Source organism: Cupriavidus sp. D39 (genome assembly GCF_026627925.1).
Lineage (GTDB): Bacteria > Pseudomonadota > Gammaproteobacteria > Burkholderiales > Burkholderiaceae > Cupriavidus > Cupriavidus ulmosensis.
In genome coordinates, this window is record NZ_JAPNLE010000009.1 from 2,757,397 (window position 1) to 2,779,184 (window position 21,788).

At 65.9% G+C, this 21,788-nt stretch carries 19 protein-coding genes and 1 pseudogene; 5 read left to right on the forward strand and 15 right to left on the reverse strand.

All coding sequences use genetic code 11. The features are described 5' to 3' along the window. Positions 1-22: 22 nt before the first annotated feature. From OMK73_RS24980 to OMK73_RS25020, 9 genes and pseudogenes are all read right to left on the reverse strand, one after another. A complete protein-coding gene (locus tag OMK73_RS24980) occupies positions 23-1,297 on the reverse strand; it encodes a THUMP domain-containing class I SAM-dependent RNA methyltransferase (RefSeq protein WP_267604395.1) in 1,275 nt (424 codons plus the stop codon). 81 nt (positions 1,298-1,378) lie between these two features. Continuing rightward, a pseudogene (locus tag OMK73_RS24985) lies at positions 1,379-1,983 on the reverse strand (2-hydroxychromene-2-carboxylate isomerase). A 142-nt stretch (positions 1,984-2,125) separates the two neighbouring features. Continuing rightward, on the reverse strand, positions 2,126-2,548 hold the full coding sequence (locus OMK73_RS24990) for a CopD family protein (RefSeq protein ID WP_267604397.1): 423 nt from the start codon (positions 2,546-2,548) through the stop codon (positions 2,126-2,128). 79 nt (positions 2,549-2,627) lie between these two features. Further along, positions 2,628-3,908 carry a glutamate-5-semialdehyde dehydrogenase gene (locus OMK73_RS24995; protein WP_267604398.1) on the reverse strand — a complete coding sequence of 427 codons (1,281 nt, stop codon included), beginning with the start codon at positions 3,906-3,908 and terminating at the stop codon, positions 2,628-2,630. A 111-nt stretch (positions 3,909-4,019) separates the two neighbouring features. Beyond that, on the reverse strand, positions 4,020-5,060 hold the full coding sequence (holA, locus tag OMK73_RS25000; protein WP_267604399.1) for a DNA polymerase III subunit delta: 1,041 nt from the start codon (positions 5,058-5,060) through the stop codon (positions 4,020-4,022). 64 nt (positions 5,061-5,124) lie between these two features. Next, on the reverse strand, positions 5,125-5,646 hold the full coding sequence (gene lptE / locus OMK73_RS25005; protein WP_052494686.1) for an LPS assembly lipoprotein LptE: 522 nt from the start codon (positions 5,644-5,646) through the stop codon (positions 5,125-5,127). Positions 5,647-5,695: 49 nt separating this feature from the next. Continuing rightward, positions 5,696-8,320 (reverse strand): leucine--tRNA ligase, encoded by a 2,625-nt coding sequence (gene leuS / locus OMK73_RS25010; RefSeq protein WP_267604402.1) that lies wholly within the window; start codon positions 8,318-8,320, stop codon positions 5,696-5,698. A gap of 147 nt (positions 8,321-8,467) precedes the next feature. Next, a complete protein-coding gene (gene dapB / locus OMK73_RS25015; protein WP_267604403.1) occupies positions 8,468-9,265 on the reverse strand; it encodes a 4-hydroxy-tetrahydrodipicolinate reductase in 798 nt (265 codons plus the stop codon). A 63-nt stretch (positions 9,266-9,328) separates the two neighbouring features. Further along, a complete protein-coding gene (locus OMK73_RS25020; RefSeq protein WP_267604404.1) occupies positions 9,329-9,904 on the reverse strand; it encodes an outer membrane protein assembly factor BamE in 576 nt (191 codons plus the stop codon). Between the two features lie 199 nt (positions 9,905-10,103). On the opposite strand from OMK73_RS25020, the gene fur reads away from it, so the two are divergent. Further along, complete coding sequence (gene fur / locus OMK73_RS25025; RefSeq protein WP_267604405.1) at positions 10,104-10,535, forward strand: ferric iron uptake transcriptional regulator; 432 nt, start codon at positions 10,104-10,106, stop codon at positions 10,533-10,535. A gap of 70 nt (positions 10,536-10,605) precedes the next feature. Here fur and OMK73_RS25030 read toward each other — a convergent pair whose 3' ends face one another. The 3 genes from OMK73_RS25030 to tkt form a co-directional block, all read right to left on the reverse strand. Further along, the gene (locus tag OMK73_RS25030) at positions 10,606-11,595 is read right to left on the reverse strand and encodes a LysR family transcriptional regulator (protein ID WP_267604407.1); all 990 of its coding nucleotides are present in this window, start codon (positions 11,593-11,595) and stop codon (positions 10,606-10,608) included. A gap of 282 nt (positions 11,596-11,877) precedes the next feature. Then, positions 11,878-12,876: a type I glyceraldehyde-3-phosphate dehydrogenase gene (gap, locus tag OMK73_RS25035; RefSeq protein WP_174422980.1), complete on the reverse strand. Its 999-nt coding sequence runs from the start codon at positions 12,874-12,876 to the stop codon at positions 11,878-11,880. Between the two features lie 97 nt (positions 12,877-12,973). Continuing rightward, the gene (gene tkt, locus OMK73_RS25040; protein ID WP_267604408.1) at positions 12,974-15,010 is read right to left on the reverse strand and encodes a transketolase; all 2,037 of its coding nucleotides are present in this window, start codon (positions 15,008-15,010) and stop codon (positions 12,974-12,976) included. Between the two features lie 129 nt (positions 15,011-15,139). Here tkt and OMK73_RS25045 point away from each other — a divergent pair, with 129 nt between their 5' ends. The 4 genes from OMK73_RS25045 (at position 15,140) to OMK73_RS25060 (ending at position 17,902) form a co-directional block, all read left to right on the forward strand. Then, entirely contained in the window at positions 15,140-15,976 is an 837-nt protein-coding gene (locus OMK73_RS25045; RefSeq protein ID WP_267604409.1) for a spermidine synthase, read from the forward strand. Between the two features lie 72 nt (positions 15,977-16,048). Beyond that, positions 16,049-16,489, forward strand: coding sequence for a VOC family protein (locus OMK73_RS25050; protein WP_267604410.1), 441 nt, complete (start codon positions 16,049-16,051; stop codon positions 16,487-16,489). Next, a complete protein-coding gene (locus OMK73_RS25055; RefSeq protein ID WP_267604411.1) occupies positions 16,489-17,244 on the forward strand; it encodes a 16S rRNA (uracil(1498)-N(3))-methyltransferase in 756 nt (251 codons plus the stop codon). The genes OMK73_RS25050 and OMK73_RS25055 overlap by 1 nt, the downstream gene beginning before the upstream one ends. 52 nt (positions 17,245-17,296) lie before the next feature. Further along, positions 17,297-17,902, forward strand: coding sequence for a YidB family protein (locus OMK73_RS25060; RefSeq protein WP_267604413.1), 606 nt, complete (start codon positions 17,297-17,299; stop codon positions 17,900-17,902). A gap of 82 nt (positions 17,903-17,984) precedes the next feature. Here the strand turns inward: OMK73_RS25060 and OMK73_RS25065 are convergent, their stop codons facing one another. From OMK73_RS25065 to OMK73_RS25075, 3 genes are all read right to left on the reverse strand, one after another. Further along, positions 17,985-18,584: a barstar family protein gene (locus OMK73_RS25065; RefSeq protein WP_267604414.1), complete on the reverse strand. Its 600-nt coding sequence runs from the start codon at positions 18,582-18,584 to the stop codon at positions 17,985-17,987. Then, a complete protein-coding gene (locus OMK73_RS25070; RefSeq protein ID WP_420715674.1) occupies positions 18,581-18,937 on the reverse strand; it encodes a ribonuclease domain-containing protein in 357 nt (118 codons plus the stop codon). Before OMK73_RS25070 ends, OMK73_RS25065 begins: the two co-directional genes overlap by 4 nt. A 407-nt stretch (positions 18,938-19,344) precedes the next feature. Next, positions 19,345-21,669: an NADP-dependent malic enzyme gene (locus OMK73_RS25075; RefSeq protein WP_267604415.1), complete on the reverse strand. Its 2,325-nt coding sequence runs from the start codon at positions 21,667-21,669 to the stop codon at positions 19,345-19,347. Positions 21,670-21,788: the final 119 nt, after the last annotated feature.

A 21,788-nucleotide genomic window follows, 5' to 3' on the forward strand; every position in this document is an offset into this window, starting at 1 on the left:
CAGCTCCCCTGTCCTGGCCGCATCAGGCCGAAGGCTGCGCCGGGGCGTTGCGGTTGCCGCCTCGCACCATGTCGAAGCGGAACAGCCGGCACTCGATGTTGCCGTTGTACAGCGGCGTGCGGCGCGACTCCTTGAGCCGCAGGCGGCGCGGCAGCGTCAGGTCGCCCGTGAACACCCATGCCTGCCAGCCAGCGAAATGCTGCTTGAGCGTGGTAGCAAAGGCGCTGGCGAACTGATTGGCGGCTTCGTCGTCGATCTCGTCGACCGGCGCTTCGTCCATCGGCCGGCGGCGTTCTCCCCGCACGGCGATCCGCTCGCCGTACGGCGGGTTCATCAGCATCAGGCCGGGCGCCGCGAACGGCGGCTGCGCAAAGCGCGCATCCACCTGCTTCAGGCGCACTTCGCCCGGCAAGCCCGCGCGTTCCCAGTTGGCTTGCGACATCGACAGCAGGTCGGTGGAAATATCGCTGCCTGCAAGCTCCAGGGGCTCGGACGCAACGCGTTTGCGCGCAGCCTCCTCATCGTCCCGCGCAGCCGCCTTCAGCGCATTCCACGTTTTGTTGTCGGCGCCCTTGAGGCGCTCGAAGCCAAAGCTGCGGTTCGCGCCAGGAGCAAGGCCGAGGGCCACCTGGGCCGCTTCCACCAGGAAGGTGCCGCTGCCGCACATCGGATCGTAGAACGGGCGTTCGGTCTGGCCTGGCACCCAGCCGGCGAGGCGCAAGATGCCGGCGGCCAGGTTTTCCTTCAGCGGCGCCTCGCCCTTCTCCAGGCGCCAGCCCCGCTTGAACAGCGGCTCGCCCGAGGTGTCGAGGTAGAGCGTGCAATCGTGCTCGGTCAGGTGGGCATAAATCCGCACATCCGGATTCACGGTATCGACGCTGGGGCGCTCGCCCAGGCGCTCGCGCATGGCGTCGCACACGCCATCCTTGATGCGCAGCGCGATGAAATTCAGGCTCTGCAGCGGCGAGCGATGCGACGTGACGTCCACCCGGAGCGTATCGTCCGTCGAGAACCACTGATCCCAGCGCTGGGCGCGCACGAGGTCATAGATGTCGTCTTCGCGCCGGTAGCCGCGGTTGGCGACCCGCATCAGCACCCGGCTGGCAATGCGCGAGTGCAGGTTGACCGCATAGGCCGCGGCCATCTCGCCCGAGAAAGTGACGCCACCGGGCATTTCGCGATGGACCTGGATGGGGGCGAGCCTGGCCAGGCCGGGCCGGGCTGCGATCTCGTGCAACTCTTCGGCAAGTGCGCTCTCGAAGCCGCGCGGGCAGGAGGCAAAAAAGGCTTGGGACATGGCTTGGGAATTCCTGCAAACAAAAACGTCCGCCGTAGCGGACGGGGTCAGATAGCGCGCAGTGTACCGCGCTCCGGGGCTTCAGCCCGCCGCGAGCGCGCGATCGAGGAAGTCCAGGCGGTCCTGGCCCCAGAAAGGCTGGCCGTCATAGACGTACCACGGCGCGCCGAACGCGCCGATGGAAACCGCGTCCTGCGTGTGCTGCGTATAGGCTGCCTGCACGGCCTGCGCGTCGCTCGCCTTGAGCAGCGCCGTGCCTTCCAGGCCGATGCTGTCGGCCAGCTGCGCCAGCGTGGCAGCGTCGGCGATATTGCGTTGCTCGGCCCACAGGGCACGGCCAATGACGCCGATCAGCTCCATCGCGCGGGCAGTGCCGTGGGCCAGCTGCACGGCGATGACCAGCTTGCTGGCGGCGTCGCCGGAGACCGGGAAAAGGTTGGCTGCGGGTTCAGCGGCAGGCCAAGGAATTCGCTCCAGCGGGCCAGCTCGACCAGCCGGTAGGCCTGGCGCTGCGGCGGACGCTGCGCCAGCGGCAAGCCGCCCGAAACGGAGAACACGCGGCCCAGGTCGCAGGGCTTGATATTGACCTGCACGCCATGCTTGGCCGCAATCGCGGTGAAGCGTTCGTGGCCAAGGTAGACGAAAGGCGATTGCGGGGTGAGGTAGTAGTCGACCTGCTTGCTCATCATGTCCTCTGGACGGGGTGGGGCGAGACAACCGCGCGGGTAATGCGGTAATGCTGCGTGAAACGAATCAAATACGATACGAGAAAAAACCGAAACCCGGCGGCCCGCGAAGGCGACGCGCGCGGCAGCCGGCCAGCGCTCGTCAGAACGGCTTGACCACCACCAGGATCACCACCGCCAGCAACACCAGCACCGGCAACTCGTTGAACCAGCGATAGAACGTGTGCGACCGCGCATTGCGCCCGCCTTCGAACTTTTTCAGCAGCACGCCGCAGCCGTGGTGATAGCCGATCAGCACCACGACCAGCGCCAGCTTGGCATGCATCCAGCCCTGCCCCGGGCCGCGCCCGATGCCGTAGCCGATATACAGCCACAGCCCGAACACCAGCGCCGGCACCGCCAGCATGGTCATGAAGCGGTAGAGCTTGCGCGCCATCAGCAACAGTCGCTGCACGCTGGCCGGCTCGCGCTCCATGGCGAGGTTGACGAAGATGCGAGGCAGGTAGAACAAGCCAGCGAACCAGGAGACAACGAAGACGATGTGCAGCGCTTTAACCCAGAGCATCTGGCCTTTTTCTAGTTGGGTTCCCGTGGGAACAGTGGGGACAGCGGGGACCCGCGACGAGATGCGCAACGCATCCTGTTCAGGTACGGATCTCGCCGTGGCCGAACACCACGTACTTCAGCGAGGTCAGGCCCTCCAGCCCCACCGGGCCGCGCGCGTGCAGCTTGTCGTTGGAGATGCCGATCTCGGCGCCCAGGCCATACTCGAAGCCATCGGCGAAGCGCGTCGACGCATTGATCATCACGCTGGCCGAGTCCACCTCGCGCAGGAAGCGCATGCCGGTGGTGTAGTTCTCGGTGATGATGGAATCGGTATGCGCCGAGCCGTAGGTGTTGATGTGCTCGATGGCCTCGTCCAGCCCGGCCACCGTGCGGATCGCCAGCACCGGCGCCAGGTACTCGAGCCGCCAGTCTTCCTCGGTGGCGTCGACCAGGCCGGTGAAGCCGGCCGCTTCCAGCGTGGCGCGGGTGGCGGCGCAGACACGCAACTCCACGCCCTTTTCCCGGTAGATGCGGCACAGCGGCGGCAGCGCCGCGGCGGCGACATCGCGCGCGACCAGCAACGTCTCCATGGTGTTGCAGGGTGCGTAGCGCTGGGTCTTGGCGTTGTCGGCAACGCGCACCGCCTTGTCCAGGTCGGCGTCGGTATCGATATAGACGTGGCAGATGCCGTCCAGGTGCTTGATCATGGGCACCCGCGCTTCTTCCATCAGGCGCGCGATCAGGCTCTTGCCGCCGCGCGGCACGATCACGTCGACGTATTCGGTCATGGTGATGAGGCTGCCGACCGCGGCGCGGTCGGTGGTCGAGATCACCTGCACCGCTTCGGGCGGCAGGCCGGCGGCGGCCAGGCCCTCGGCCACCAGGGCCGCCAGCGCGGTGTTGGAGTCGATCGCCTCGGAGCCGCCCCGCAAGATGGTGGCGTTGCCCGACTTCAGGCACAGCGCGGCTGCATCGATGGTCACGTTGGGGCGCGACTCGTAGATGATGCCGATGACGCCCAGCGGCACCCGCATCTGGCCCACCTGGATGCCGGTGGGACGGAATTTCATGTTGCTGATCTCGCCGATCGGGTCCGCCAGCGCGGCGATCTGCTCCAGGCCGGCGGCCATGGTGTCGATGGCCTTGTCCGAAAGCGTCAGGCGGTCGATAAAGGCAGCATCCTGGCCGTTGGCGCGGGCACGTTCCACATCGCCGGCGTTCACGGTCTTCAAGTGCGCGGCGTCGCGGCGGATGGCGGCGGCGATGGTCAGCAGCGCGCGATTCTTGTCGGCGGTGGAGGCGCGCGCCATGGCGCGGGAGGCGGCGCGGGCCTGCTGGCCGACGCGGTCCATGTACTGCTTGAGATCGAGCTCGTTCATATTCCTGGCCAGGGGACCCGGCCCTCAATGCTTGGTTTTTTGTCGGCTACGGCTGGCAATGCTGGCAGTGCAGGCAACTGGCGATCCGTCGCCGTTGACTGCGCCGCGGGCTTACCGGGCGATGGTCAGCGCCAGCTGCAGCAGGCCATCCCAGGGTTCGGCCGGCATGCCCTCGGCGCGCAGGCCCTTGACCTGCCGGTCCAGCTTGGCGGCCATGCCCAGCGCGGCTTCCAGCTGCGCCAGCGAGAGGCGCTGCGCGGCCTGCGGCACCAGCTTTTCGCGCGGGCCCCAGATACGCAGTTCGCGCGTCAGGACGCCGATCTGCTTGCCTGCCGCCAGCCCTTGCCGGACCTTGGATAATACGCGAATTTCCTCGGTCAGCGCCCACAGCACCAGCACCGTGGCCTCACCCTCCCCGCGCAGCCCTTCGAGCATGCGCACCAGGCGCGGCACGTCGCCGCTCAGCATGGCTTCGGAGAGCTTGAAGACGTCGTAGCGGGCCACGTTGAGCACCGCATCGTGCACCTGCTCGAAGCTCAGCGGGCCCGCGGGATACAGCAGCCCGAGCTTCTGGATTTCCTGGTGGGCGGCCAGCAGGTTGCCTTCGACCTTGTCGGCGATGAACTGCAGCGCGCGCCGGCCCGGCTCGCCGGGCTCGACCCGCTGCTGCTGCAGCGCCAGGCGCTCTCCGACCCAGGCGGGCAGCCGGGTGCGGTCAACCGAATCGACCTTGATCGACACGCCGGCGGCGTCCAGCGCCTGGAACCAGGCCGACTTCGCCGTGGCGAAGTCCAGCCGCGGCAACGTGATGAACATGACCACGTCCGGCGAAGGCTGGGCAGCCACCGCGCGCAGCGCCTCGCCGCCGTCCTTGCCGGGCTTGCCGGAGGGAATCCGCAACTCGACGATCTTGCGGTCGCCGAACAACGACATCGATTGCTGCGCCTGCACCACATGGCCCCAGTTGAAGCCGCGCTCGGACGATAGCACCTCGCGCTCCGTGAAGCCGGACTCGCGCGCGGCCTGGCGCAGGCGGTCGACCGCCTCGAGCACCAGCAGGTGCTCGTCGCCATGCACCACGTAGAGCGGTGCCAGGCCGCGTCCCTTGGCCTGGCGCAGGTGCGCTTCGAGTCCGTCGAGCTTGAGCTGCATGCCGTGCGCTTCTTTCCTCTGTCCTTATCGTGTTGGGCTTTCCGGGCGGCGCTTGTTGCGCGGCTCAGATGGCCTTGACCGCGCTCAGCCGGCGAATCAGCTGCTGCACGATGTCACGCTGCATATCGCGATAGAGCTGCTGCTCTTCGTAATCCTTGGCCAGCGTGTTGGCTTCGTTGTAGGTCAGGTCGCGCGTGAGCACCAGCTGCGACGGCGCGATCAGTTCCTGGCCGCCGGCATCGCGCAGGCGGAAGGTGAAGCGCTGCGTCAGGCGGTATTCCCGGACCACGCCGGTGGTGGTGATCGACAGCACCGTCTTGGTACGCGTGTCCTGCAGCACATCGAGCAGGGCATCCGCTTCTTTCGGGTCGGTCACGATCTGCGTGTCCGAGCCGTTGCGGATGGCGCGGCGCAAATCGGAGCCCATCAGCGTATTGGGCGGAATGCTCACATACAGCCGCTTGAACGCGAAGTCCGCGTTGCCGCGCATGTGAAACCCGCAGCCGCCCAGCAGGCCGGCCAGCAGCAGCGTGGCCAGGACCTTGCGGCGGCCCTGCAGCGGTCGATCCAGCTTCTGTCCATCCATATGGGCAGCTCCCTTGTTGGCTTCTCTCGGCGCTGGTTAAAGCACCACGTTAAAGAACCACGTTAACCAGGCGGCCCGGGACCACCACGATCTTCTTCGGCGCGGCGCCGTCGGCAAACTTGGCAACGATCTCGCTGGCAGCAGCCATGGCCTCGATGGCCGCGCGCTCGGCATCGGCCGGCACCTTCAGGCTGCCGCGCACCTTGCCATTGATCTGCAGCACGAGGTCCAGCTCGCTTTGCACCAGCGCGGATTCGTCCACCTGCGGCCAGGCTGCGTCGAGCAGGTCGCCGTACTGCGTGGCGTAGCCCAGTTCCTGCCACAGCCCGTGGGTGACGTGCGGCACCACCGGGTACAGCACGCGCAGCAGGATGCCCAGGCACTCGCGGCGCGCGGCGGACGTGGCCTCCTTGGCGTCCTCCAGCGCGTTGAGCATCTTCATGGTGGCGGACACCACCGTGTTGTACTGGATGCGCTGGTAGTCGTAGTTGGCCTGCTTGAGCACGCTGTGGATCTCGCGGCGCAGCGCTGCATCGGCGTCGCCGGACGGCGCACCATTGCCGCCCGCGGCGATCGCCTCGGCGTTGGCATAACCGTAGTTCCACACCCGGCGCAGGAAGCGCGAGGCGCCCTCCACGCCCGAGCCGCTCCACTCGAGCTGCTGCTCGGGCGGCGCGGCGAACATGACGAACAGGCGCGCGGTATCGGCGCCGTACTGGTCGATCAGGGCCTGCGGGTCGATGCCGTTGTTCTTGGACTTCGACATCTTCTCCACGCCGCCGATCACCACCGGCTGGCCATCGGCCTTGAGCACGGCGCCCAGCGGGCGGCCGCGCTCATCGGTGCTGACATCGACTTCGGCCGGGTTGTACCAGGTCTTCTTGCCGGCCGCGTCCTCGCGGTAGTAGGTGTCGTTGAGCACCATGCCCTGCGTGAGCAGGTTCGAGAACGGCTCGTTGAACGTGACGAGGCCCATGTCGCGCATGACCTTGGTCCAGAAGCGAGCGTACAGCAGGTGAAGGATCGCGTGCTCGATGCCGCCGATGTACTGGTCCATCGGCATCCAGTAGTCGTTGCGGCCGTCGACCATGGTGGCCGCATCCGGGCAGGTATAGCGCATGTAATACCAGCACGAATCGATGAAGGTATCCATGGTGTCGGTCTCGCGGCGCGCCGGCTTGCCGCACGACGGGCAGGTGCACGCGAGGAAACGCGGATCCTTGGCCAGCGGGTTGCCGGTGCCGTCCGGCACCAGGTCTTCCGGCAGCACCACCGGCAGGTCCTGCTCCGGCACCGGCACCACGCCGCAGTCGTCGCAATGGATCAGCGGGATCGGCGTGCCCCAGTAGCGCTGGCGCGAGATGCCCCAGTCGCGCAGGCGCCAGGTGATCTTCTTTTCGCCCAGGCCCTTGGCGCCCAGATCGGCTGCGATGGCTTCCACCGCGGCCTTGTAGTCCAGGCCGTCGTATTTGCCACTATGGATGCAGGTGCCGTGTTCCTTGTCGCCGTACCATTCCTGCCAGGCTTCGGTGGAGAACGGCTGGCCCTTGACGTCGACCACTTGCTTGATCGGCAGGCCGTACTTGTTGGCAAAGGCAAAGTCGCGCTCGTCGTGCGCGGGCACGCCCATCACGGCGCCGTCGCCGTAGCTCATCAGCACGTAGTTGCCGACCCACACCTCGACCTGCTCGCCGGTGAGCGGGTGCGCCACCTTCAAGCCGGTGGGCATGCCCTTCTTTTCCATGGTCGCCATATCGGCTTCCGCCACCGAGCCATGCTTGCACTCGTCGATAAAGGCGGCCAGCTCAGGATTGGTGGCGGCGGCATGGGTGGCCAGCGGGTGCTCGGCGGCGACCGCGCAGAAGGTCACGCCCATGATGGTGTCGGCGCGCGTGGTGAACACGTACAGCTTGCCGTCGCCGATCAGCTTGCCGTCGTCGCCGGCGATGGCATGCGGGAACGCAAAGCGCACGCCCACGCTCTTGCCGATCCAGTTCTGCTGCATGATCTTGACGCGCTCGGGCCAGCCCAGGTCGTCCAGATCGCCGAGCAGTTCCTCGGCATAGTCGGTGATGCGCAGGTAGTACATCGGGATCTCGCGCTTTTCAACCAGCGCGCCAGAGCGCCAGCCGCGCCCGTCGATGACCTGCTCGTTGGCCAGCACGGTCTGGTCGACCGGGTCCCAGTTCACCGTACCGGTCTTGCGGTAGGCGATGCCTTTTTCCAGCATCTTGAGGAACAGCCACTGGTTCCAGCGGTAGTAGTCCGGGCTGCAGGTCGCGACTTCGCGCGACCAGTCGATGGCCAGGCCCATCGACTGCATCTGCCGCTTCATGTAGGCGATGTTGTCGTAGGTCCAGGCCGCCGGCGCCACGCCATTGTTGAGCGCGGCGTTTTCCGCCGGCATGCCGAACGCATCCCAGCCCATCGGCATCAGCACGTTGTGCCCGTTCATGCGCAGGTGGCGCGCCATCACGTCGTTGATGGTGTAGTTGCGCACGTGGCCCATATGCAGCTTGCCCGACGGGTAAGGCAGCATCGAGCAGGCATAGAACTTGGGCTTCTCGCTGCCGTCGGCCAGCTTCGCCTCTTCCGACACACGGTAGGCATCGATGGCTTGCCAGTGTTGCTGGGCGGCTTGTTCAACGGCGGAGGGAAGGTATTTGTCTTGCATGTTCAGGACAACGGCGCGGTGCGTTGGCGTGCGAAAAGCGTGGAAAAGATAAGCGGCGGGCAAGCCTTGCGGCGCCCGCCTGCGCTGGAGCGGCGAAAGTGCCGATTATAACCGTCGGCACTTGCGGCGCAGGGCCTGCCGGGGGCCTTACTTCAGGCCGAGTACGTCCTGCATGTCGAACAGGCCGGTGGGCTTGTCGGCCAGGAAGCGCGCCGCGCGTAGCGCGCCCTCGGCATACGACTGGCGGCTGGACGACTTGTGGGTGATCTCGATGCGCTCGCCGATGCCGGCGAACATCACGGTGTGGTCGCCCACGATATCGCCGCCGCGCACGGTGGCAAAGCCAATGGAGTTGGGGTCGCGCGGCCCGGTGTGGCCTTCGCGGGAGAACACGCCGCAGGTCTTCAGATCGCGGCCCAGCGCCTTGGCCACCACCTCGCCCATCGCCAGCGCGGTGCCCGACGGGGCATCCACCTTATGGCGGTGGTGCGCCTCGATGACTTCGATGTCGTAGCCGGAAGAAAGCAGCTTGGCGGCGACTTCCAGCAGCTTGAACGTGGCGTTGACGCCCACGCTCATATTGGCCGAGAACACCACGCCGATGTGCTTGGCAGCTTCGGCGATGGCGGCACGGCCGGCGTCGTCGAATCCGGTGGTGCCGGTGACCACCTTGACGCCCAGGCTCCTGGCCGCTGCCAGGTGCACGAGCGTGCCCTCGGGCCGGGTGAAGTCGATCAGGCAGTCCGCACCGGCAAGGGCAGCCTCGATATCCGAGGTGACCGCCACGCCGGTGGTACGGCCCAGCAGCAGCCCGGCATCCTGGCCCAGGGCCGGGGCGCCCGGCACATCCAGCGCGCCCGACAGGGTGAAGCCTTCGGTGGCGAGTACGTGTTCGATCAACATGCGGCCCATGCGGCCGGAGGCACCTGCGATGGCGATATTCATGGCGTGTCAGCAGTCAAAGAACAAGCCGGCCGCGTGACGCGGCCGGCATTTGGGCCTGGCGGCTCAGTTGGTCGGGCTGGCGGCCGCGGGCGCGGCGGCAGCAGGCGCGGCGGCGGGGGCCGCATCCGGGGCTGCGGCCGGGGTTGCCGCCACTTCCGAAGCGGCGGCAACGGTTTCGGCCGGCGCCTTAGGCGTCGGTGCCTTGCCCGCCTGCATGGCCTTCATGCCGTCGATTTCGGCAATCAGCTCGTATTCGGACGGCAACTCGTCGCCGCCGAACTTGGTCAGCTTGTCGCCATCGAAGAAGACGGTATAGCGGCGCTGCTGCACCACCGGCGTATTGCCCCGGCGGAACGAGAACACGTAGTCCCAGCGGTTGCCGTGGAACACATCGGCCAGCAGCGGCGTGCCGAGCAGGAACTTGACCTGCTCGCGCGTCATGCCTTCACGCAGCTGGGCGGCGGCTTCACGCGAGACAAAGTTGCCTTGCACGATGTTGATACGGTACGGCGTGATCGCGTTGGCGACCTTGCGCGACGTATTGTCATAGGTGGAGCACGCTGCCGTTAGCAGGGTAGCTGCAGCCAGCACAGTAGTAACCAGCGTCGGACGCATGGCGGACGAACGAAATGAACGCATGTATCTCGCTTCTAGAAGGGAGAGAAAAGTGCCGATTCAGGCCCTCACGGTGTTGGCCATGAGGCGGCAGCGGCGATGGATCATCGCGAGCGCAGCCTAGGGCAGGTGACCGAGCCCCGGGCAACCGCCGGGGCGACTTTTGCCGCCAAAACCCTTATGATTCAATTATCCAGACATTGTACTCTAGGGAGTCACGCCCATGCCGAGTCCGGCGGACCTCAAAAATATCGGTCTTAAAGCGACCGTACCGCGTCTGAAGATCCTCGAGATCTTCCAGACCAGCGAGCAGCGCCACCTGAGCGCGGAAGACGTTTACCGCATCCTGCTCAATGAACAAATGGATATCGGCCTCGCAACCGTCTATCGCGTGCTGACCCAGTTCGAGCAGGCTGGGCTGCTGTCGCGCAACAACTTCGAATCCGGCAAAGCCATTTTCGAGCTGAATGAAGGCAAGCACCACGACCACCTGGTCTGCATCGATTGCGGCCGCGTGGAGGAATTCTACGACTCCGAAATCGAGCGCCGCCAGCAAAGCATCGCGACCGAGCGCGGCTTCGCGCTGCACGAACACGCATTGTCGCTCTATGGCAGCTGCACCAAACACGAGTGCCCCCACCGGGCCAAGCGCTAAGCCAGCCGCGATTTCCCCGCGAGCATAAAAAAACCGGCGCCAGCGCCGGTTTTTTTATTGCAAGCCTGCCTCACGATTCCAGCTGATCGTGCTCGGCAACGATGTGCAGGCCACGCGCAACCGCCGGCACGCCGACGAATTCGCCCACGACCTGGCGGAACAGCCCGCGTGCCCACACCAGCATTGGATGGGTATTGCGGCTGCGGTGCCAGAACATGTTCAGGCCCAGCGTGGTATTGAGTTCCGCCGGCAAGGGGAAGGCCTTGAGGCCGTAGGTCTCGCAAGCCATGTCCTTGGTCAGCGCATTGACCGTGAAGATCATGTCGGTCTGCGCGGCCAGTTCCGACTGCGCGCGCCAGGAATGCACCGTCAGCGTCGCATTGCGCTTGAGGCCGCGCTGCTGCAAGGCGTAGTCCAGCGGGATGAGCGACGGTGCCGGACGGCCGTTGCCGCCCGAATGCGCCATGAAGATGTGGCCGCAGTCGAGATACTGTTCCAGCGTGCAAGTGCCCTTGAGCACCGGATGGTTTTTCCGCGCGCAAACCCAGAGGTTGAGCGAGGTAACCATCTCTTCCACGATTTCGGGATGCCGGGTCGGGAACGGCGAGAACGCTAGGTCCAGTTCGTTGCCACGCATGGCGGCAACATCCGACTCCCAGGAATGGGATTCGACCAGCTTGATATGCAACTCCGGCGCCAGTTGCTTGATGCGCAGGATGAAGCGGTTGAAGACCGTATCGCCCAACTCGGCGGCAAAGCCGATGTTGAGGGTGCCGGTAGCGACGGCGGGGTCGAAATTATCGGCGTCGCCCTCGTTGATCGAGGACCACAGGTCCAGCATGTCGCGAATCTTCGGCCCCAGTTCCAGGGCCCGCGGCGTCGGCGTCAGGCCGTGCGGCACGCGGATGAAAAGGGGATCGTCGAAAATCTCGCGCAGGCGACCCAGCGAATGCGAAACCGCGGGTGCGGTCATATGCATTTTTTCCGCGACATAGGTCGCGTTTCGCTTGCTGAGCAGCTCGGTAAAAATCACGAGCAGCTTGGTATCCACATTCACCATGATCTCACCCAGGTTGGATTGGGAATTGGGAATGACCGTATCGTCACTTGCATTGGCTGCGCATCTGTATATCCAGCACTTTCACAGTGTAAGAGCAAAGTCGGGAACGGAACAGGAATTCCGCGCCCGCCCCTAGCACCGTGCCGGTCTTTGTCCTTGCGCCGGGATCCTGGCGGAAGGCTTGCCTAGGCTGCCGATAGCTGGAGTTGCAGGCAGACGACAAAGCGGCATTCCAGGGAATGCCGCTTTGTTCCGTGCGCAAACCAACCTATCCAGGCAAGCTTACTTGGCGACGACGCGAGCCATTTCCAGCACCTTGTTGGAATAGCCCCACTCGTTGTCGTACCAGCTCACGATCTTGACGAAGGTCGAGTCCAGCGCGATGCCGGCTTCGGCGTCGAAGATCGAGGTGCGTGCATCGCCGCGGAAATCCGTGGCAACCACCTTGTCTTCGGTGTAACCCAGCACGCCCTTGAGCGCGCCCTGGCTCTGTGCCTTCATTTCGGCGCAGATCTCGGCGTAGGTAGCACCCTTTTCCAGCTCGACGGTCAGGTCGACCACCGACACGTCGGAGGTCGGCACGCGGAACGACATGCCGGTCAGCTTCTTGTTCAGCTCAGGAATCACCACGCCCACGGCCTTGGCAGCGCCAGTGCTCGACGGGATGATGTTTTCCAGGATGCCCCGGCCACCGCGCCAGTCCTTGTTGGACGGGCCGTCGACGGTCTTTTGCGTGGCGGTGGTGGCGTGCACGGTGGTCATCAGGCCACGCTTGATGCCCCACTTGTCGTTGAGCACCTTGGCGACCGGCGCCAGGCAGTTGGTGGTGCAGCTGGCGTTGGAGATGATCGCTTCGCCCTTGTACGTGCCGTGGTTCACGCCGTACACGAACATCGGGGTGTCGTCCTTGGACGGGGCCGACATGATCACCTTCCTGGCGCCCGCGTCGATGTGCTTCTGCGCGCCTTCCTTGGTCAGGAAGATGCCGGTGGACTCGATCACCACGTCGGCGCCGATCTCGCCCCACTTCAGCTCGGACGGATCCTTGACGGCGGTCAGGCGGATCTTCTTGCCGTTGACGATCAGGGTGTTGCCGTCGACCGACACTTCGCCGTCGAAGCGGCCGTGCACCGAGTCGTACTTCAGCATGTAGGCCAGGTAGTCGGGCTCGAGCAGGTCGTTGATGCCGACCACTTCGATTTCCTTGAAGTTGGCGGCGGCAGCGCGGAACACCATGCGCCCGATGCGGCCGAAGCCGTTGATGCCGATCTTGATGGTCATGTTTATCTCCTGAGTAGGCTAACGATCGATGGATGCGGGAAAGCGTCTGCCAGCCCGCGCGGCCGAGTCGGCCGCTGCGCGGGCCCGGGAATGCTTGTTACTGGCCGAGCGTGTCGCGCACGGTGCGCACGACGTTCTCGACCGTGAAGCCGAAGTGCTTGAACAATACGCCAGCGGGAGCCGATTCGCCGAAGGTGTCGATGCCCACCACGGCCTGGACCTGGTACTTCCACCAGAAATCCGTCACGCCGGCTTCCACCGCCACGCGCGGCACGCCGGCCGGCAGCACCGATGCCTTGTAGGCGGCGTCCTGCTTGTCGAATACCGTGGTTGCCGGCACCGAGACCACGCGCACGTGCACGCCGTCGGCAGCCAGTTGATCAGCGGCGCCCACGGCCAGGCCGACTTCCGAGCCGGTGGCGATGATCACGGCGTCCGGGCGGCCGGTCTTGGCGTTGGTGCCATCGCGCAGCACGTAGCCGCCGCGCGCGATATTGGCGCGGGTGGTGTCGTCACGCTTCTGGAACGGCAGGTTCTGGCGGCTGAAGATCAGGCAGCTCGGGCCGTTCTCGCGGCGCACGGACTGGGCCCAGGCCACCGCGGTTTCGGTAGTGTCGGCGGTACGCCACACATCCATGTTGGGGATCAGGCGCAGGCTGGCGACGTGCTCGATCGACTGGTGGGTCGGGCCGTCCTCGCCCAGGCCGATGGAGTCGTGGGTGAACACGAACAGCGTGCGGATCTTCATCAGCGCTGCCATGCGCAGGGCATTGCGGCTGTAGTCGGAGAAGGTCAGGAACGTGCCGCCATAAGGGATGTAGCCACCATGCAGCGTGATGCCGTTCATGATGGCGCTCATGCCGAACTCGCGCACGCCGTAGTTGATGTGAGTGCCCCAGGCATCGCCGCGCACGGCCTTGCTGCCCGACCAGTTGGTCAGGTTGGAGCCGGTCAGGTCGGCCGAGCCGCCCAGGAATTCCGGCAGCACCGGCGCGAGCGCCTCGATGGTGTTCTGGCTGGCCTTGCGGGTGGCGATGGTTTCCGCCTTTTCCTCGCACTTGGCCAGGAACGCGTCCACCGCAGCGTCGAACGCGCCGGGCAGCTCGCCGCGCATGCGGCGCTGGAATTCGCCGGCTTCGTACGGGAAGCGCTCGGCATAAGCCTCGAACAGGGCGTTCCAGGCCTTTTCCAGCGAACCGCCGCGGGCCTTGGCATCCCATGCCGTATAGACTTCGGCCGGCAGCTCGAACGGCGCGTGGGCCCAGCCCAGCGCCTCGCGCGTGGCCAGGATCTCGGCACCACCAAGCGGCGCGCCGTGCACATCGTGACCGCCTTCCTTGTTGGGCGCGCCCTTGCCGATCAGGGTACGGCAGCAGATCAGGGTCGGGCGGTCGCTGTACTTGGCTTCGGCGATGGCGGCGTCGACGGCGGCGGCGTCATGGCCGTCCACCGCGCGGATGACATTCCAGCCGTAGGCTTCGAAACGCTTCGGGGTGTCGTCGGCGAACCAGTGCACCACGTCGCCATCGATCGAGATGCCGTTGTCGTCCCACAGCGCGACCAGCTTGTTCAGCTTCAGCGTGCCGGCCAGCGAGCAGGCCTCGTGGCTGATGCCTTCCATCAGGCAGCCGTCGCCCAGGAACACATAGGTGTGGTGGTTGACGATGTCGAAGCCGGGGCGGTTGAATTCCTCGCCCAGCAGGCGCTCGGCCAGCGCCATGCCGACCGCGTTGGTCAGGCCCTGGCCCAGCGGGCCGGTGGTGGTTTCCACGCCCGGGGTGATGCCGTATTCCGGGTGGCCAGCCGTCTTGCTGTGCATCTGGCGGAAGTTCTTCAGCTCGGCCAGGGGCAGGTCGTAGCCGGTCAGGTGCAGCAGCGCGTAAAGCAGCATCGAGCCGTGGCCGTTGGACAGCACGAAGCGGTCGCGGTCAGCCCACTTGGGGTTGCTCGGGTTATGCTTCAGATGACGGCCCCACAGCGCAACCGCGATATCCGCCATGCCCATCGGCATGCCGGGGTGGCCTGAATTGGCCTGCTGGACGGCGTCCATGGCCAGGACGCGGATGGCGTTGGCCATGAGTTGGATGGGCTGCGAAGCGTGCGGACTGGCGGCGGGATGAGCGAGGTGAGACATGCGGCGGGAACCTGGCGGCGGGAAAAGCGGAATTTTACCAGATCAAAGGGGGAGTTCGGCCACCCGGCGGCCCCGCCTGGCGGCCATCTGCAATGGACTGAATGGCTTTCCCCCGGCGTTGGCACCACCTTGGGCCAGATTCGGCTGCTCGCGGCAGTGCGCTCGCCGTACCAGCAAATCGAGATTGGCGAGCATCCCCGCTTTGGCCGGATCTTCCGCCTCGATGGCCGCGTCATGAGCGCGGAGGCGGACGCCTTCATCCAGCACGAGCTGATGGTGTACCCCATGGCCGTGGCCCATGGCGCGGCGCGCTGCGCGCTGGTGGTGGGTGGCGGCGACGGCGGCTCGGCGCATGAATTGCTGCGCCTGCCCTTCATGCGCGAGGTGGTGGTGGCCGAACTCGATCCCGATGTCGTGACGCTGGCCCGGGCCTGGCTCGATGGCATCCACCAGGGTGCCTTCGACGATCCGCGCGTGCACCTCGCCATCGGCGACGCACTCGGCTTGATGGAAGCATTTGGGCGCGCGGGGCGGCAGTTCGACCTGATCGTATTCGATTTGACCGAGGCCGACGACGGCAGCCCGGCGGCGGCGCTGTTCTCCGCCCACGGCCTGCAAACCGCCCGGCGCTGCCTGGCGCCCGGCGGCGCGCTGTCCGTGCACCTTGGCCCGCCGGAGCACCGCCCCGATTCAGTCCGCGTGCTCGCCGCGCGCTTGCAGCAGTGCTTTGCGCATGTCCAGCCCATCACCGCTTTCATCCCCGTCTATGGCGCGCAATGGGCCATCGCGCTGGCCAGCGACAGCCTCGATGTGCGCGGCGCCGACTCCGCGCAACTCGACGAGCGGCTGCGCGCCTGGAAGCTCGATCGCAAGCTGCGCTGCTACCACGCAGCGCTCCATCCTGCCTTGTTCGCCCTGCCCCTGCACCTGCAGGCGCTTTTCGACAGCGCCGGCGCACCCGCGTAAGATGCTCATTCGCACCGCGAGTCTTGCCGCCACGGCAAGCCCCGCGCGGCTTCCCGTAACCAGGAGACGATCATGACAAGACCGGCCAACACCCCCTGGCTCACCCCCTACCTGACGGTGGGCAACGGGCGCAGCGCGCTCGACTTCTACCACCGCGCCTTCGGTTTCAGCGCGGGGAACGTGGTCGACGAAAACGGTGTGCCGACCCACGCCGAGATGCACTACCAGGGCGAGCTCGTCGTGATGTTCGCGCCCGAAGGCGCCTGGGGCAGCACCGCGCGCGCGCCCCGCTCGCTCGGCGTCGAATGCCCGCAGACGTTCTACGTCTACTGCGACGACGTCGATGCCATGCACGCGCGCGCCGTCGCCGCCGGCGCGATCAGCCTGATGGCGCCCGCCGACCAGTTCTGGGGCGACCGCTACTGCATGGTCGAAGATCCCGACGGTTACCGCTGGGGCTTTGGCAAGCCGCTGGCCAAAGCTGCCGGCAAGAACGAGGACGGATCCGCCTGATGCCGCCTCGCTTTTTTATCGATGCCGCGTTGGCCGCCGAGACCGACATGCCACTGCCCGAGGCCGTGGTGCGCCATGTCCAGGTGCTGCGGCTCAACCCGGGCGACGACATCACCCTGTTCGACGGACGCGGCGGCAGCCATGCGGCTACCCTGGTCGATATCGGCAAGCGCCATGCGCTGGCGCGGATCGGCAGCCACGATCCGTTCGAGGCCGAGCCGCCGTTCCGCGTCACGCTGGCGCAGGGGCTGGCGGGCGGCGACAAGATGGACTGGCTGATCGAGAAATCCGTCGAGCTTGGCGTTGCCGCCATCCAGCCCCTGCAGGCGGCCCGCTCGGTGGTCCGGCTCTCGGCGGAGCGGGCGCAAAAGCGCCAGGCGCACTGGCAGGCGCTGGTCGAGGCCGCATGCGAGCAATGTGGGCGCAATCGCTTGCCGGAGGTCGCGCCGGTCGCTAACTTGGAATCGTGGCTGGGCCTGCAGGCGAAGCCGGCAGCGGCCCAAGGGGCACGGCTGCTGGTATCGCCGCGGGCCTCGCAGTCGCTGGTATCGTTTGCCACCGAGCAGCGCAATGCGCTGCTGGACAGCGGCGTCACGCTGCTGATCGGGCCCGAAGGCGGGCTGGCGCCGGACGAGGAAGCAGCGGCGCTACGCGCCGGATTCACGGGCGTGTCACTCGGGCCGCGCATCTTGCGTACAGAGACAGCCGGGCTTGCTTGCCTGGCCACGCTCAACGCGGTACTGGGCGGATTTTGACGGCACCCGGGCCATCCCGGCCCGGCGCCACTTTCACCGGAAGGAGTCGATCATGGGACTACTCGATAGCGTGCTGGGCGGAGTGCTCGGGCAGCGCGGCAGCGGCGAAGCGGGCGCTGGCGGCCTGAACCCGAAGATGATGATGGCGCTCGGCCTGCTGGCCATGCTGGCCATGCGCCACAAAGGCGCCGAAGGCAGCCCCGGGGCGGAGCATGATCCGGCCGATCCGGCCGCCAGCGCAGGTGGCCTCGGCGGGCTTGGCGGACTGCTCGGCGGGCTGATGGGCGGCGGTGGCGCGGCCGGTGGCGCACCAGGCGGCCTGGATCTGGGCGGATTGCTCGGCGGGCTGCTGGGTGGCCAGGGCCAGGCCGGCGCCGCACCTGCGCTGGGCGCGGCGGCAGGCGGCATCGGGGCCTTGCAGCAGGTCCTGGCCCAGGCCGGCCTGGGCGAGCAGGTCAACTCGTGGATCGGCACCGGCGCCAACCAGGCGGTCTCGCCGTCCGCGCTGGCCAGCGCACTCGGTGGCACCGGCGCGCTGGAGAGCCTGGCCGAAAAGACGGGCCTGTCCCAAGAGGATGTCGCAGCCCATCTCAGCGAAGGACTGCCGGAGCTGATCGACAAGCTGACGCCGCAAGGCGAGATACCGCCGGCGGCGTAACCCCGCGCCCTGCCGGCAAGCAAAAGGCCCGCTGCTAGCGGGCCTTTTCCATCTTGCTGTCTTCGCTGCGGGCGGCTGGCGCTCAGGCGAAGGAGTAGAACACGCGGAACTGCACCTTGCGCTCGGCCCAGAACTCGGCCGCATCGCGGAACACATCGAGCAAGACCTCGCGCCCTTCCTTGTCGAACTTCTGCGCAATCGGCAGGCCTTCGAGCACGATCACGAAACCGGGCTGCGCGCCCGCCTTGTGAATCAGGTCGGTCAGGCAATCGGCCAGCGCATCGAAATTCTTGCCGAAATGCTTGGGAAAGAGGAAGTTGGTGGCGATGGTTTCCAGCACTTCCGCCTTGCTCTGGCAGTGCGCGCAGTTCGCGTACAGGAAATGCTGGCCCAGCTCCGCCGCGGCCTGGGCTAGTTCGGGCACGCGAAACGCGCGGATCGACTGGACGATGTTTGGACGCACCGTCTTGAACAGGTTCATGGCTCCCTCTTGGCTGCCGTCAGTGCCGGCTGCGGGAACGGGTGCGAGCGGCGTTTGTTGCGAGAGCTCGTTGCGGGGCATCGTCAACACGTTGTCGTAAAGATTCTGGGCCTGGGTCTGGGCCCGCTGCCAGCCATCTCCGGCGCCGCGCTCTTCGCGGGCGGCAAGGGCGTCGCCCAATCCGAAAATGTCAGTCATCATTTGGCTATCCGTTTGAAACTGTTGTAGTGGTCGTCCGTGTAGTAACAGTCGTTGGTGGCGCGTTGATCACCGCCACATACGATCCGTCGTGCTCCTCGATTTCGGCTGTTTGTCTTCACCGTGTATTCGCGGTAATAATTGCGCGACCTTTGCGGCAAGGCGCGCTCGTAGTTGCCGAACCTCGAGCCATCCTTGGCGTAGGGAAACGGGCCACCCGCTTCGATCCGCTCCAACGTGGACTGTGCCTCGTTGGGCAACTGTTGTACCGCGATGGTTCCCGTGCCGTCATCGGTCGCCTGGCGTGCCAGCACCGGCTGCGCCAGCGCGCACGACAATGCCACGCCTGCCAACACCCGGCTTGCTGCTCGCGCCAGACCGGCGACTGAAATCCATTGTGATGCGCGCTGCGTCAAAGGAATCTGGGAACCCACGTTGCTTGTCTTGATTTGAGGACACCAACAAAATGATCCCGGCGCCGCTGCGCGGTTGCCGCGCCACCTAAACTGCCTATTTTGCTTGCGCCCCGGACGGCCTGCGCGTAAATCGACAGCTTCGTCGCGCGTGTAACGAGCGCGTACTTCAAAGGCATAAGGTTACGCCCATGCTAATAAATAATCAATCCCCGCCCCCTGGCAGAGTGGAAAACCTCAATTGTTTCAACATGTTAAACAAATGTGTGCACACACTGACGCGGTGCCGGCGGCAGTAAAAAGGCGATAAAAAAGCCGGGCAAGCCCGGCTTTTGAAGACTGACGGCGGTTTAGCGCTTGGCTGCCGCGTCCACCACTACCAGCGACGTCATATTGACGATACGCCGCACCGTGGCCGAAGGCGTCAGGATGTGGACAGGCGCCTTGACGCCAAGCAGGATCGGCCCGATCGCCACATTGTTGCCCGCCGCGACCTTGAGCAGGTTGTAGGCGATGTTGGCGGCGTCGATGTTCGGGCACACCAGCAGGTTGGCCTCGCCCTTGAGGGTGCCGTCCGGCACCAGCGTGTCACGCAGCTTCGGGTCCAGCGCGCAATCGCCGTGCATCTCGCCATCCACCTCGAGATCCGGGGCACGCTCGCGCAGGATCGCCAGCGTTTCACGCATCTTCTGCGCCGACGGCGCTTCGGAGGTGCCGAAGTTCGAGTGCGACACCAGCGCCACCTTGGGGACGATGCCGAAGCGCTTGAGCTCTTCCGCGGCCATCAGGGTGATCGCGGCCAGCTGGCCGGCGGTCGGGTCGATGTTGACGTGGGTGTCGACCAGGAAGATCTGGCGGCCCGGCAGGACCAGCCCGTTCATCGCGGCGTACACCTCGTTGGAGCCACCCAGCACCTGGTCGATGTAGCGCAGGTGGGCGGCGGTGGTGCTGACCGTGCCGCAGACCATGCCGTCGGCCTCGCCCTGCTTGACCAGCATGGCGCCGATCAAGGTGGTGCGGCGGCGCATTTCCAGCTTGGCGTACTGCTGCGTGACACCCTGGCGGGCCATCATCTTGAAGTACGCCTCGGAGTAGTCGCGAAAGCGTGCGTCGTGTTCCGGGTTGACCACGGTGAAGTCGATGCCGCCGCGCAGGCGCAGGCCAAAGCGCTCGATGCGGTGGGCGATGACGGCCGGGCGGCCGACCAGGATCGGGTTGGCCAGCTTTTCGTCGACGATCACCTGCACCGCGCGCAGCACGCGCTCTTCCTCGCCCTCGGCGAAGACGATGCGCTTCTTCTCCATGTCGACCTGGCGGGCAGCCGCGTAGATCGGCTTCATCAGGGTGCCGGAGTGGTACACGAACTGCTGCAGCTGCAGACGGTACGCGTCCATGTCCTTGATCGGGCGCGCGGCCACGCCGGACTTCATGGCGGCCTCGGCCACCGCCGGCGCGATCTTGACGATCAGGCGCGGGTCGAAGGGCTTGGGAATCAGGTACTCAGGGCCGAAGGACAGGTCCTGGATACCATAGGCGGTGGCAACGATGTCGCTCTGCTCCTGGCGCGCCAGTTCCGCGATCGCATGCGCCGCGGCGACTTCCATCTCACGCGTGATGGTGGTCGCGCCGCAGTCCAGCGCGCCGCGGAAGATGAACGGGAAGCACAGGACGTTGTTGACCTGGTTCGGGTAGTCGGTACGGCCGGTGGCGATCACCGCGTCCGGGCGCACTTCCTTGGCCAGCTCCGGCAGGATTTCCGGGTTGGGGTTGGCCAGGGCCAGCACCAGCGGCTTGTCGGCCATGCGCTGGACCATGTCCTGCTTGAGCACGCCAGCGGCGGACAGGCCCAGGAAAATATCGGCGCCGTCGATCACTTCGGCCAGCTTGCGCTTGTCGGTCTTTTGCGAGAAACGCGCCTTTTCCGGGTCCATCAGCTCGGTGCGGCCTTCATAGACCACGCCAGCCAGGTCGGTCACCCAGATGTTCTCGAGCTTCATGCCCAGGTCCAGCAGCAGGTCCAGGCAGGCCAGCGCCGCGGCGCCGGCGCCGGAAGCCACCAGCTTGACCTTGCTGATATCTTTGCCGACCACGGTCAGGCCATTGACCACGGCCGCGCCGACCACGATGGCGGTGCCATGCTGGTCATCGTGGAAGACGGGAATCTTCATGCGCTCGCGCAGCTTGCGCTCGACGTAGAAGCACTCCGGCGCCTTGATGTCTTCCAGGTTGATGCCGCCGAAGGTGGGCTCGAGCGCGGCGATGATCTGCACGAGCTTCTCGGGGTCCTTCTCATCGAGCTCGATGTCGAACACGTCGATGCCGGCGAATTTCTTGAACAGGCCGGCCTTGCCTTCCATCACCGGCTTGGAAGCCGCCGGGCCGATATCGCCCAGGCCCAGCACGGCGGTGCCATTGGTGATCACGCCAACCAGGTTGCCGCGCGCGGTGTAGCGAAAGGAGTTGGCCGGATCGGCCACGATTTCCTCGCACGCGGCGGCGACGCCCGGCGAGTAGGCCAGGGCCAGGTCGCGCTGGTTGGACAGCGGCTTGGTCGGCGTGACGGAGATCTTGCCCGGGGTCGGAAACTCGTGATATTCCAGGGCAGCTTTGCGCAGCGCCTCACGCTGCTGCTGCTTCAGGTCGTCTTGGGGCGTGGGCTGCTGGGGACTGGTCATCGGCGCATCTTCCGGTCGGTGGAGCCGTTAATCACGTATGGGACACGAAATGGCGGGTCGGCTCCACGTACCCGCGGTCTCTTCCTTTGGAACCTCGCATTTTATATTGTGAAATATTA

Bases quoted from the DNA above. Each gene is read 5' to 3' on its own strand.
- leuS (WP_267604402.1), bottom strand. From the start codon at position 8,320: ATGCAAGACAAATACCTTCCCTCCGCCGTTGAACAAGCCGCCCAGCAA.
- gap (WP_174422980.1), bottom strand. From the start codon at position 12,876: ATGACCATCAAGATCGGCATCAACGGCTTCGGCCGCATCGGGCGCATG.
- dapB (WP_267604403.1), bottom strand. From the start codon at position 9,265: ATGAATATCGCCATCGCAGGTGCCTCCGGCCGCATGGGCCGCATGTTG.
- OMK73_RS25060 (WP_267604413.1), top strand. From the start codon at position 17,297: ATGGGACTACTCGATAGCGTGCTGGGCGGAGTGCTCGGGCAGCGCGGC.
- OMK73_RS25050 (WP_267604410.1), top strand. From the start codon at position 16,049: ATGACAAGACCGGCCAACACCCCCTGGCTCACCCCCTACCTGACGGTG.
- OMK73_RS24980 (WP_267604395.1), bottom strand. From the start codon at position 1,297: ATGTCCCAAGCCTTTTTTGCCTCCTGCCCGCGCGGCTTCGAGAGCGCA.
- fur (WP_267604405.1), top strand. From the start codon at position 10,104: ATGCCGAGTCCGGCGGACCTCAAAAATATCGGTCTTAAAGCGACCGTA.
- OMK73_RS25065 (WP_267604414.1), bottom strand. From the start codon at position 18,584: ATGATGACTGACATTTTCGGATTGGGCGACGCCCTTGCCGCCCGCGAA.
- tkt (WP_267604408.1), bottom strand. From the start codon at position 15,010: ATGTCTCACCTCGCTCATCCCGCCGCCAGTCCGCACGCTTCGCAGCCC.
- OMK73_RS24995 (WP_267604398.1), bottom strand. From the start codon at position 3,908: ATGAACGAGCTCGATCTCAAGCAGTACATGGACCGCGTCGGCCAGCAG.
- OMK73_RS25055 (WP_267604411.1), top strand. From the start codon at position 16,489: ATGCCGCCTCGCTTTTTTATCGATGCCGCGTTGGCCGCCGAGACCGAC.
- lptE (WP_052494686.1), bottom strand. From the start codon at position 5,646: ATGGATGGACAGAAGCTGGATCGACCGCTGCAGGGCCGCCGCAAGGTC.
- OMK73_RS24990 (WP_267604397.1), bottom strand. From the start codon at position 2,548: ATGCTCTGGGTTAAAGCGCTGCACATCGTCTTCGTTGTCTCCTGGTTC.
- holA (WP_267604399.1), bottom strand. From the start codon at position 5,060: ATGCAGCTCAAGCTCGACGGACTCGAAGCGCACCTGCGCCAGGCCAAG.
- OMK73_RS25075 (WP_267604415.1), bottom strand. From the start codon at position 21,669: ATGACCAGTCCCCAGCAGCCCACGCCCCAAGACGACCTGAAGCAGCAG.
- OMK73_RS25020 (WP_267604404.1), bottom strand. From the start codon at position 9,904: ATGCGTTCATTTCGTTCGTCCGCCATGCGTCCGACGCTGGTTACTACT.
- OMK73_RS25030 (WP_267604407.1), bottom strand. From the start codon at position 11,595: ATGGTGAATGTGGATACCAAGCTGCTCGTGATTTTTACCGAGCTGCTC.